Consider the following 8887-nt stretch of genomic DNA (forward strand, 5'->3'; position numbering starts at 1 on the left):
CTCTTGACCTGCTAGCGGTTACGTGCGAACTTTCTCCGCATGAAACGTTCAGTGGGGCATGGGGTACTGGCTGTAGCACTGGCTGCCGGTGTGCTGAGCGTGCCTGCGGGCGCGCACGCCGCCGGCGACCTGACGCTGCGGTCGAACGAGCTGACGGTCACCGTGGGAGCCGACTTCCCACGCGTGATCAAGTACGTCGACAACGCGTCCGGCCAGGCGCTCGGCGGCCAACCGGAGACGATCTCGACAGTCACGATCGACGGTGTCGCGCGGACCGCGCACCTGACCGCGCCACCCGCGGTCAGCGGCAGCACGGCGTCGTACGAACTCGCCTTCGACGCGCTTCCCGGCGTCGAGCTGGACGCGAGCCTGAGCGTGACCGGGCGGGTGACGACGTTCAAGGTCGACGCCGTCCGGGACACCGAGGCGTCGCGGGTGCACACGATCGACATCCCGAACCACGATCTGGTGTCCGTCGCCAGCACCGACACCGGCGCGACGACCGCGTTCACCACGCTCGACCCCGACTCGACCCGGACCGCGGACAAGATCACTCCGATCACATCCGCAACGCCCGCGGAGCCGTCCGCGACCGGAGCGGCGTACGCCTTCGTGAACACCACCGGCCTGGCCGCCGGCATCGAGTCGAACTCGGTCTACGACAAGCCGTCCGGCCAGTCCGTCGACGACGGCGCCCGGTTCTGGCACCGCGCCCGGAAGGCCGCCGACGGCACGACCCGCGTCGGCGTCTGGAGCGGCCAGTGGACGTACCGCGCCGACACCTCGCCGTACACCGAACCGCTGCCCTGGGCGAAGGTCGTGGTCACCCCCGACGCGAACCAGGACCAGACGGTCGACTGGCAGGACGGCGCGATCGCGTTCCGCTCGATCATGACCGGGCCGAAGGGCGGCGACCAGGTCAAGGACCGCGTCGTCACGCACATCCCGTTCAACTTCGCCAGCCAGGCGACGCACCCGTTCCTGCGCACTCTGGACGACGTGAAGCGGATCTCGCTGGCCACCGACGGCCTCGGCCAGATAGCGGTGCTGAAGGGGTACGGCTCGGAGGGCCACGACTCGGCGCACCCGGACTACGGCGGCAACTACAACACCCGGGCCGGCGGTCTCGCCGACCTCAACACCCTGCTGAAGAAGGGCAAGGCCTGGAACGCCGCCTTCGGGGTGCACGTGAACGCGACCGAGTCGTACCCGGAGGCGAACGCGTTCAGCGAGGACCTGGTCGACAAGAACGCCAAGGGCTGGAACTGGCTGAACCAGAGCTACTACATCAAGCAGCGCCCTGACCTTGCCTCCGGCAACATCGTGAAGCGGTTCCAGCAGCTCCGCGACGAGACCGACGCGAACCTGCAGGAACTGTACATCGACGTGTACTACCAGTCCGGCTGGCTGGCCGATGGCCTGACCCGGCAGCTGGCTGATCAGGGGTGGCAGATCGCCACCGAGTGGGCCGACCGGCACGAGCGGACGTCGCTGTGGTCGCACTGGGCCAACGACCTCGACTACGGCGGCGCCACCAACAAGGGCCTGAACTCGAAGATCATCCGGTTCGTCCGCAACCACGAGAAGGACGTCTGGAACAACGACCCGATCCTCGGCCAGACCAGCCTGGTCGAATTCGAGGGCTGGACCGGCGAGACCGACTGGAACGCGTTCTACACCAACATCTGGCAGAAGAACCTGCCGGCCAAGTACCTCCAGCAGCAGCAGATCACCGACTGGAACGCCGACGGCATCAGCTTCACCGGCGGCGTCCGGGGGACGGTCGAGAACGGCAAGCGGACCGTGTACGACGGAACCGCGAAGGTGCTCGACGGCGACAAGTACCTGCTGCCGTGGGACGGCAACAAGAAGCTGTACCACTACAACCCGGCCGGCGGCCGCACCACCTGGCAGCTCCCGGCAGCCTTCAACCGGGTCGAGAAGTTCTCGGTCTACAAGCTGACCGACACCGGCCGGGTCAAGGTCGCGAGCGCCCCGGTCCGCAACGGCGCTGTCACCCTCGACGCCACCGCCGGCCAGCCCTACGTCCTCTACCCCGACGCGGCGCCGACCCCGAGTCCGGCGAACTGGGGTGACGGCTCGCACCTGAAGGACCCGGGCTTCAACGCCGGCAACCTGCAGGCCTGGGACGCCACCGGCGCGACGATCGCCCGGCTGGACAACGGTCAGTACGTCGCGAGTCTCGGCGCCAAGGCGTCGTCCCTGCGGCAGCGCATCACCGGCCTCACCGCCGGCCGCACTTACAGCGCCTCCGCCTGGATCGAGGTCGAGCCCGGCAAGTCCCGTCCGACCACCATCACCGTCGACGGCGTCAAGAACACCATCACCCGCTCGACCGCCCAGAACATGGTTGCCTCGGACGACAAGCACGACGCGTACTACCAGCGCGTCCGCGTCGTCTTCACCGCCAAGGGCACCACCGCTCAACTTGCCGTCGGAGCGGCGGCCGGCGCCGCCAAGGTCCGGATCGACGACGTCCGCGTGGTCGAGACCAAGCGGCCCGCCGCGGGGTTGGTCGATGACTTCGAGAACGTCGACCAAGGCTGGGGCCCGTTCGTGAAGGGCGACTCCGGCGGTGTCACCGACCCACGGACGAGCCTCGCGAAGAAGCACGCGCCGTACACGCAAGCAGGGTGGAACGGGAAGCTCGTCGACGACGTGCTCGACGGCGAGTGGTCGCTCAAGTCGCACGAGGAGAACGCGGGCCTCGTCTACCGCACGACGCCGTGGACGGTGAACTTCCAGCCCGGTCACAAGTACAGGGTCAGCTTCGGCTACGAGAGCGGTCGCGCCGGCCAGTACGCCTGGGTGCAGGGCGTCGACCGGCCGGACTCCGTCGAGGTCAAGGCGGCGCCGATCGGTGAGCGACGGACGAAGGCGACCTTCAGCCAGGAGTTCGTGGCCGGTTGCGGCGGCGACTACTGGGTCGGCCTGCGCAAGCTGTCCGGCGGTGGCGACCAGGCCGATTTCATCCTGGACGACTTCGCCGTCACCGACCTGGGTACGACGTCCGAGCCGGCCGACTGCACGTCGATCGCGCTGACCGGCGTGACCGGCCTGGTCTCCGGCGAGGCGAACACCCTCGTCACCACGTTCACCAACAACGACGTTGTGGCCGCCAAAGACATCACGCTGGGGCTGACCGCTCCCGACGGCTGGACGGTCACGGCAACGACTCCGGCGACCCACGCGACCGTTGCTGCGGGCACCAGTGTGACGACGAAGTGGGATGTCACGCCGCCGGCCGGCACGCCGGAAGGCAAGTACATGCTGACGGCAACAGGTGGCCGCGCGACGACCACCGCAGAGGCGACCGTCCTGCCGCCGGGGATCGTGCCGCAGTCCCGGATCACGGTGGCCGACGTGAGCAGTGAGGACGTCGCCACCGGTGGGGCCGCGACCGAGGCGCTGGACGGAAACCCCAGCACACTCTGGCATTCCGCCTGGTCTCAGGTGTCGCCGCCGGCCGGTTTCCCGCACCACATCACGCTCGACCTCGGATCGACGTACCAGGTGGACGGGTTCGGCTACCTGCCGCGGCAGAGTGGGACGAACGGGATGTTCAAGGGCTACGAGCTCTACGTCAGCGCCGACGGCCAGGACTGGGGCACACCGGTCGCGACCGGTGAGTTCCCGAACTCCACGGCCAACCAGCGGCTCAGCTTCACCGCCAAGCCCGGCCGGTACGTGAAGTTCGTCGGCACGAGCTCGCTCAACGGCGCGGTCTTCGGCTCGGCCGCCGAGCTGAACGTCTACGGGACCAGGTAGCGGGCCCCGACCACGCCAACTGGGGGCCCTGCACAGGCTATTTCCTCTGCAAGGCCCCCAGTTTCTGTCACCACCCCCGGAGGCCGGCAACCCGCGCGCCGCTGTGGGACTCGCGGTTAAGACTGAGTCTCAGGTTCGGGCGGGAGGACCAGGCGGGCAAGGGCGCCCACTCCGGGGGCGGTACCGAAGGTCAGGTCGGCGCCGAGGACCTTGGCGTGGCCGGCGGCGATGGTCAGGCCAAGGCCGTGACCCACGCCGCGCTCGGCCATCCCGGACCGGAACCGGCGCGGGCCCTCGGCAATCAACTCCTCCGGGTACCCGTTGCCGTGGTCAACCACCTCGACGGTCCGGCCGGACACCTTGACCTCGATCGGCGGCTTGCCGTGCCGCAGCCCGTTGACGATCAGGTTGGCCAGGATCCGCTCGATCCGGCGCGAGTCGGTGGACACCGTGACGTCCGCGCCGTTCTGGTGGACCACGACACTGTCCGGAGCGAGCGACTGCTGCATCCGCAACCGGCCGACGGCCGACCCGACGAACGCGCCCAGCCCGACCAGCTCCAGGTCGGCCTGCTCGACGCCCGAGTCGAACCGGGCGATCTCGAGCAGGTCCTCGACGAGTCGTCGCAGCACCTTGGCCCGGTCGCGGACCAGTTCACTCGGACGCCCGGGTGGCAGCAGCTCGGCGGCGGTGGTCAGCCCGGTGACCGGCGTACGTAGATCGTGCGCGACGTCAGCGGTGAACCGTCGCTCGGCCTCCAGTTGACCGCGCAACGAACTGGCCATCGTGTCCAGGGCGGTCGCGAGCGACTGCACCTCGTCCTTGCCCTTGCCGACCGCCTCGGCCGCGGACGCATCCAGGTCGCCGGCCGCGATCCGGCGCGCCGTCCCGGCGACCGCGACGATCCGCTTGGACAGGCTGCCGGCCAGGATCACGCTGACCAGCGCCACCAGCCCGACAGTGCCGATCCCGCCGAGGATGAGCGCCTGCCGGAGCGCGTTCATCGAGTCGTCGCTGGTCTCGTAGTCCTGCACGATCGACAGGATCTTGCCGTCCTTGACCCCGACCGCGGCCCACATCTTCGCGTTCGGCGACCCGGTCTTGAACGTCGCCCGCTTGCCTTCCAGCACCGCGTCCCGCAGCTGCGGCGGCAGGTCCGGGTCGTCCAGCTTGGACCCGAACACCGGCACGCCGTCGCGGTCGTAGGCGGACGCGGCCAGCTGGATCCGCTCGTCGGCGAAACTCCGCGTCCGGTCCAGCCGGGCCGACTGGGCCTGGGTGTAGACCGCGACGCAGAGCACCAGGATCGCGAGCGACGAGACCAGCAGGAAGATCAGACCGAGCTTCCCGCGCAGTCCCACGTCAGTGCCTTCCGTCCTAGGTCGGTGTGCCTCCGGAGGACACTATTAGGCCCGCAGCTTGTATCCGAATCCGCGAACGGTTTCGATGCGGTCGGCCCCGATCTTGGTTCGCAGCCGTTGCAGATGCACGTCGACGAGCCGGCCGTCGCCGCCCCACTCGTAGTCCCAGACCCGCTGCAGCAGCGTGGAGCGGCTGAGCACGACCCCGGGATTGTTGGCGAACTCGATCAGCAGCTTGAGCTCGGTCGGCGTGAGCTGGACGGACGAGCCGCCCCGCCGTACCTCCAGCGCCTCCCGGTCCAGCTCCAGGTCGCCGAACGACTCCACGCCGGACCCGGCCGTCGGCGCCGGCCGCTCCGGGTCGGACACCGCCCGCCGCATCACCGCGCGCAGCCGGGCCACCAGGACCTGGGTGTCGAAGGGCTTGGTCACGTAGTCGTCCGCACCCGCTTCCAGCCCGAGTACGACGTCCAGCGCGTCGCCGCGGGCGGACACCATCACGATCGGGACGGTGCTGGTCTCGCGGATCCGGCGGCACACCGAGATGCCGTCCAGCCCGGGCAGCATGATGTCGAGCATCACGACGTCCGGGTGGATCTTCTCGAAACGCTCGATCGCCTCCAGGCCGTCCTCGGCCGTGGTGACGTCGTAGCCATGCCGCTCGAGGGTCAACTGGGTTGCCTCACGGATCACCGCGTCGTCCTCGACCATCAGGATCCGCGCTGCCGGTTCTTCCGGTACCACCGAACTTCAGTCTCCCTTGTTGTCCGTCGAGCTCACCTTGGTCATCTGCCGGCCGTTCCAACGGTAGACCTCGACCCGCCGACCCGAGGGGCAGCAGACCTTGTCGTCGAGTGTGTAGATCTTCGACTCGACCACCAGGTCACCCTGCGGGCTGGCGTTGATCGTCGGCTGCTCGACCTTCAGGCTCCAGATCGGCCGCGGACCGGCGGGTTCGAGCGCGATCAGGAAGATACCGAAGACGAAGTTCTCGATGGTGTGGATCAGGACGATCTGCTGAGGCGTTCCGTTGTGCATAACATCAACGGACTTACCCCTGCTCAGGCAACGCGAAATCACCGTGCAATTCGTCAGCACCCGCCGGGAGATGTCCGGAAGGCGCTTGTCGGCCAGCAGCTTGACCCGCACCTGGGCCAGGTCGACGGCCGCTGCGGGGGTCCGGACGGTCTCCTCCGGAGCGATCCCCTCGCCCATCACCGAGGGGCTGCCGGAGGGAGCCGCGCTGGTGGCCGGCGCGTCGGCGCCCTCGACCCGCAGGCCGCCGCCGTTCGCGCAGGCAGACAGGCCGACCAGGGCGGAGGCAGTCACGACCGCGGTCAGCAGGGTACGGCGACAGGCACCGGCGGAGGCGCGCCCGGTTCGCCACATGCGCATAGGGCGCCTCCTACCCTGCCTCATCGATTCCCCCGGGAGATTCAGACAACTGCCTTCCATAGTGCTGGCCGGACGTCACATTCGACGGCCATAGACGTCGAATGGCCTCGGCAGTTCCGTTGCGGTTGGGTCACAGCCGCCCTACTCGGCCACCACCTTGCCCGGGTTCAGGATGTTCTTCGGGTCCAGCGCGGCCTTGATCGCCCGATGCACGTCGAGCGCGACCGGGCCGATCTCCTCGGCCAGCCAGGTCCGCTTCAGCACGCCGACCCCGTGCTCGCCGGTGATCGTGCCACCGAGCGCGAGCCCGATCTCCATGATCCGGTCGAACGCCTGCTGGGCCCGCTCGGCCTGGCCGGGGTCGGTCGGGTCGAAGACCACGGTCGGGTGCATGTTGCCGTCGCCGGCATGCCCGAGCACACCGACGGTGATGTCGAGCTCCTTCGCCAGCGCCTCGGTCCGGCCGATGAACTCGGCCAGCCGGGAACGCGGCACGCAGACGTCGTCGATCATCGTCGTACCGAGCTGGTCGAGCGCGAGCAGCGCGGCCCGCCGGGCCTCCAGCAGCAGTTCGCCCTCGGCGGGGTCTTCGGCTTCCAGGCACTCGATCGCACCGTGCTCGCGGCACAGCTTGGCCACGGTCGCGACGTCCGCGGCGCCCGCCTCGCCACCGGCGTCCGACTGGGCCAGCAGCATCGCGGCCGCCTCGGTCGGCAGGTCCATCCGCTTGTACGCGTTCACCGCGGCGATCGTGGTCCGGTCCATGATCTCCAGCAGGCTGAGCGACACGCCGCTGCGGATGATCTCGGTGATCGCCTGGCCGGCTGCGACGCCGGAGTCGAACAGCGCGGCCATCGTCCGTGGCCGGGCGGCCAGCGGGCGCAGCGCGAGCGTCGCCTCGGTGATGATGCCGAGCGTGCCCTCACTGCCGACGAGCAGCTTGGCCAGGTCGTACCCGGCGACTCCCTTGACCGTACGGCGCCCCGTCCGCAGCACCCGCCCGTCCGCGAGGACGACCTCCAGGCCGAGCACGTAGTCCGTCGTCACGCCGTACTTCACGCAGCACAGGCCGCCGGAGTTCGTGGACAGGTTGCCGCCGATCGAGCAGAACTCCCAGCTGGACGGGTCCGGCGGGTAGAACAGCCCCTGCTCCTCGACCGCCCGCGACAGCACGGCGTTGTAGACGCCCGGCTGGGTGACGACGTACCGGTCGACCGGCTCGATCTCCAGGATCCGGTCCATCTTCTCCAGCGAGATCACGATGCAGCCGTCCAGCGCGTTGGCCGCGCCGGACAGCCCCGACCGCGCCCCCTGCGGTACGACGGGCACGCCGGCCTCCGACGCGATCCGTACGGCGGCCTGCACGTGCGCGGTCTCCCGGGCCAGGACGACGGCGAGCGGCATCCCCGCCGGGCAGAACATCGCCCGGTCGTACCGGAAACTCTCCATCCGGTCCGGATCCGTCACCAGCGCCTCAGCGGGCAACGCCTGCCGCAACTGCTCGACCACGTCACTCATGGTTCGAGCCTAGTGCCCCGCGTCGGATGTCGCTTGAGTGATTGCGGTGTCCAGGTGCGTGCATCGCGGTGCTTGAGCAGTGGCCTCGATGCGGAGCATCGTGGGCGCTGGGCAAGGGCCGTGAGGTGCGTGCATGGGCGCCGCAAGCGCCAAGCGCCATCCGGCGCGGGGCACTCGTGATTACTGAGCGGTTGTGCGCAGGGCGGTGGTGTCCGGATCAGGACGGTCGGTCAGCGGGTTCGGCGGGTGGAGTTCTCCGAGATCTCCTCGTAGCCGCCGCCGTAGTTGTGGAACTCGCGGCCGATCGCGACGAAGGTGATGCCGCCCGCGGTCGCTTTCACCTTCGGCGTCCGGCAGGTTCGCTGGCCCTTCACCACCGACCCGTTGCCGCCGCTGCTGTCACAGCTGAGCACCCGGCCGTTGCTGCCGCCGCCGTACTGCACCAGGTAGGCGTTGGCCTTCGCGTTGGCCGGCATCGGCGACGCCATGGTGACCTCCGCCCAGTACTGATAGCAGTTGTCCCGGACGAGCCGGATCGTGCCCCAACTGGGTGGCTTGTTGTCCCGCAGCATCGGCGCCGACGCGATCGACTTGGCGCCCGAGCAGGCGGCGGCTTCGGCCGCCTGGGCCGGCGTCGCGGCGAGGGTGATCGCGCCCACCCCGGCCAGGCCCGCAGTGCTGAGCAGAATGCCCAGTGTCTTCATGACGAAACCCTTCCTGAATGTACGCCCCGACGCACATCACGCAAGGCATAGTATCGAGTTGTGACGAGAGCCCGCATGTACCTGCGCATCTCCAACGACCGAGAAGGCCGCGAGATAGGC

6 protein-coding genes are annotated in these 8887 nt (G+C 69.1%); 1 reads left to right on the top strand and 5 read right to left on the bottom strand.

Translation table 11 applies throughout. The features are described 5' to 3' along the window. The first annotated feature begins 39 nt into the window (after positions 1–39). A complete protein-coding gene (locus tag ACIBGM_RS08365; RefSeq protein ID WP_396384907.1) occupies positions 40–3789 on the top strand; it encodes an endo-alpha-N-acetylgalactosaminidase family protein in 3750 nt (1249 codons plus the stop codon). A 116-nt stretch (positions 3790–3905) separates the two neighbouring features. Here ACIBGM_RS08365 and ACIBGM_RS08370 read toward each other — a convergent pair whose 3' ends face one another. The 5 genes from ACIBGM_RS08370 to ACIBGM_RS08390 form a co-directional block, all read right to left on the bottom strand. Next, on the bottom strand, positions 3906–5150 hold the full coding sequence (locus ACIBGM_RS08370) for a HAMP domain-containing sensor histidine kinase (protein WP_360528878.1): 1245 nt from the start codon (positions 5148–5150) through the stop codon (positions 3906–3908). A 45-nt stretch (positions 5151–5195) separates the two neighbouring features. Further along, positions 5196–5894 carry a two-component system response regulator CseB gene (cseB, locus tag ACIBGM_RS08375; protein ID WP_360528875.1) on the bottom strand — a complete coding sequence of 233 codons (699 nt, stop codon included), beginning with the start codon at positions 5892–5894 and terminating at the stop codon, positions 5196–5198. 6 nt (positions 5895–5900) lie between these two features. Then, entirely contained in the window at positions 5901–6545 is a 645-nt protein-coding gene (locus tag ACIBGM_RS08380; protein ID WP_360528872.1) for a hypothetical protein, read from the bottom strand. A gap of 141 nt (positions 6546–6686) precedes the next feature. Next, positions 6687–8063, bottom strand: coding sequence for an FAD-linked oxidase C-terminal domain-containing protein (locus ACIBGM_RS08385; protein ID WP_360528869.1), 1377 nt, complete (start codon positions 8061–8063; stop codon positions 6687–6689). A gap of 230 nt (positions 8064–8293) precedes the next feature. After that, positions 8294–8767, bottom strand: a complete 474-nt coding sequence (locus tag ACIBGM_RS08390) for a hypothetical protein (RefSeq protein ID WP_360528866.1) — start codon at positions 8765–8767, stop codon at positions 8294–8296. Positions 8768–8887: the final 120 nt, after the last annotated feature.

It is taken from the genome of Kribbella sp. NPDC050470, from assembly GCF_044458365.1.
Lineage (GTDB): Bacteria > Actinomycetota > Actinomycetes > Propionibacteriales > Kribbellaceae > Kribbella.

What these genes read in the sequence shown, in the direction of transcription:
- ACIBGM_RS08365 (WP_396384907.1), top strand. Translation starts at nt 40, where the DNA reads ATGAAACGTTCAGTGGGGCATGGGGTACTGGCTGTAGCACTGGCTGCC.
- ACIBGM_RS08380 (WP_360528872.1), bottom strand. Translation starts at nt 6,545, where the DNA reads ATGCGCATGTGGCGAACCGGGCGCGCCTCCGCCGGTGCCTGTCGCCGT.
- ACIBGM_RS08385 (WP_360528869.1), bottom strand. Translation starts at nt 8,063, where the DNA reads ATGAGTGACGTGGTCGAGCAGTTGCGGCAGGCGTTGCCCGCTGAGGCG.
- ACIBGM_RS08390 (WP_360528866.1), bottom strand. Translation starts at nt 8,767, where the DNA reads ATGAAGACACTGGGCATTCTGCTCAGCACTGCGGGCCTGGCCGGGGTG.